At 57.1% G+C, this 2,006-nt stretch carries 3 protein-coding genes and 2 pseudogenes; 4 read left to right on the top strand and 1 reads right to left on the bottom strand.

What is annotated here, in order from left to right; translation table 11 throughout:
- Positions 1-232, top strand: a pseudogene (locus AC1D35_RS35760) (pyridoxal phosphate-dependent aminotransferase); the annotation flags it as partial.
- Positions 233-378: 146 nt separating this feature from the next.
- On the opposite strand, the gene AC1D35_RS35755 reads toward AC1D35_RS35760, so the two are convergent.
- Positions 379-648, bottom strand: a complete 270-nt coding sequence (locus AC1D35_RS35755) for a tetratricopeptide repeat protein (RefSeq protein WP_113300949.1) — start codon at positions 646-648, stop codon at positions 379-381.
- Between the two features lie 431 nt (positions 649-1,079).
- Between AC1D35_RS35755 and AC1D35_RS35750 the strand changes: the two genes are divergently transcribed.
- From AC1D35_RS35750 to AC1D35_RS35740, 3 genes and pseudogenes are all read left to right on the top strand, one after another.
- Positions 1,080-1,418 carry a DUF2147 domain-containing protein gene (locus AC1D35_RS35750; RefSeq protein WP_113300948.1) on the top strand — a complete coding sequence of 113 codons (339 nt, stop codon included), beginning with the start codon at positions 1,080-1,082 and terminating at the stop codon, positions 1,416-1,418.
- A 132-nt stretch (positions 1,419-1,550) separates the two neighbouring features.
- Positions 1,551-1,730: a hypothetical protein gene (locus tag AC1D35_RS35745; RefSeq protein ID WP_113300947.1), complete on the top strand. Its 180-nt coding sequence runs from the start codon at positions 1,551-1,553 to the stop codon at positions 1,728-1,730.
- A 72-nt stretch (positions 1,731-1,802) separates the two neighbouring features.
- A pseudogene (locus AC1D35_RS35740) lies at positions 1,803-2,006 on the top strand (AMP nucleosidase); the annotation flags it as partial.

The raw sequence follows: 2,006 nt of genomic DNA, 5'->3' as shown, positions 1-2,006 counted from the left end.
GAGGAACAGCCTGCAGCCGCTGCCGTCGGCCACGAATTTCGTGGCGATCGATGCCGGACGCGACGGCACCCATGCGCGGGCCGTCGTGGACGGGCTGATGGAGCGTGGCGTCTTCATCCGCATGCCGGGTGTCGTGCCGCTGAACCGCTGCATTCGTGTCAGCGTCGGGCCGGAAGCCGATATGGCGCGGCTCGAAGCGGCGCTGCCACTGGTCTTGAAAAAACTCGCCTGACAACAGAAACCCAAAAACGGGTGAACCGCGGCCGGCGGGTGTTGCCGGTCGCGGTTTCCTTCTCCCGGCGTCGGCCCCGTCCAAAGCGCCCCGCCAGCTCCCCTCTTTTGAGGTTGTTATTTCGAATTGTCGTGTGGCGACGTTCCCTAGTGGATCGTCATCCATTCGCGGGCGGCACGGAGCGCGGATGCAAGCTGCATCTTGCTCATCGAAGCGGCGACATCGGCGCGCAGCTCGGCGGCACGGTCGTTGCCCTTGATTGCGGCGATGTTCAGCCACTTGTGGGCAGAGACGAGATCGATCTCGCAACCACGGCCGGTCGCATACATCAGACCCATTTCGCAGAAGACATCGGCGCTGTTGTTGTCGCCACCCATGGTGGCCATTTCAGCATTGTGCATTTCAAAGCGTGCCATCGGTTCTATCCCTGTTAGCCTGTTTAGACGTACCCTGTTTTACCTTTGGGCCTTGCCATCTTGTGTGGCTTTCGGCCTTGCCGGTCCGGCGGGTTTGCCCCGCTCGTTTGATGGGTTCACTATGCCAAACGGCTTTCAAAAAACGCCTAAAATGCATGATTAATTTGACGCAAACAAAGTGCAAATGCTTGGTAAAATTGGGTTTTTGTTAAACATCGGAATCCCTGCGAATTAAGGATTTTTGCGCGCCTTTTACGAAAAATTAGGATTTGGAAATTGAGGATTTGTTTACCCTGAAATCAGCATCGATCAGGCCACCGGCAGAAAAAACGGATGCCGAAGGCTGCATTTCAGGCGCTTTCGACGGGATATTTACCTTTACGTTCGCGTCAGTTATTTTCGCGCCATTTCGTATCTCATGGAGGAAAGAGATGATCCGTACCCTCGTTCTCGCCGGCGCGCTGGCACTTGTGGCAGGCCTTGCACAGGCGGAAGAACCGATCGTCGGCAACTGGAAGACGGTCGCCGGCGACACGGCAGCGATCGGCCCCTGTGGTGGGGGATACTGCATCACACTCAAGTCGGGCAAATATGCCGGCAAGAAGATCGGCACGCTAGCCGGCACCGGCGGCAGCTATAGCGGTGAGATCACCGATCCCGCCGACGACAAGATCTACAGCGGCTCGGGCAGCGTTTCCGGCAGATCTCTCAAGCTGAAAGGCTGCGTGCTGAATGTCCTCTGCAAGTCGCAGACCTGGACCCGTCTCTGAGACAGTGAGCCAGCCTCTGAGGACCTTAGCCGGCCTCGGAAACTGAACGCCAAATGAACCGCCATCTCAGCACCCGTTCAGCCACATCATGGCAAAAGAGCACCATGAAGTGCGTATATCGGGGGTAAGGACGTGGACGTGTTCATTCTGGCGAGACGGTTTACAATCATAACGCTGTTTGCGGCGATCTTCGCGATCTCGTTTTCGGCAGTTATCGTGCGTACTGGCGGCGGCGGTGCATTGCAGTCGCATTTCGGCGCGAACTATACCTGCCTGGAAAGCAGCGGCGGTTACTGCACCGTCATCCGCTGATATCGGGAAAATATCTGAGGCTCAGCCTTCGCCCGTCGTTTGCTTGTTAAAAACAACTCTCTATAATGCACCATGAGCAAACGAATCTCTCCCCTGTCCGCTTTCGACATTTCGTCGCCTCCCCCTTTCGAGCCGCAAACCTTCGATGATCCGGTAAAAGCCGTCGAAGCTTTGACAGAGCTTTACGAGCGCAACACCTCCTTCCTGATCGACAGCTTCACGAAGCTCGCCCAGGGTGCGCCGGTCACCTGCCGTTACCGCGCCCTCTACCCGCAG

Source organism: Rhizobium sp. P1_E6 (assembly GCF_056405875.1).
Note: the sequence above shows the minus strand (reverse complement) of the source record. Positions and strands in the feature narration are given on the sequence as shown.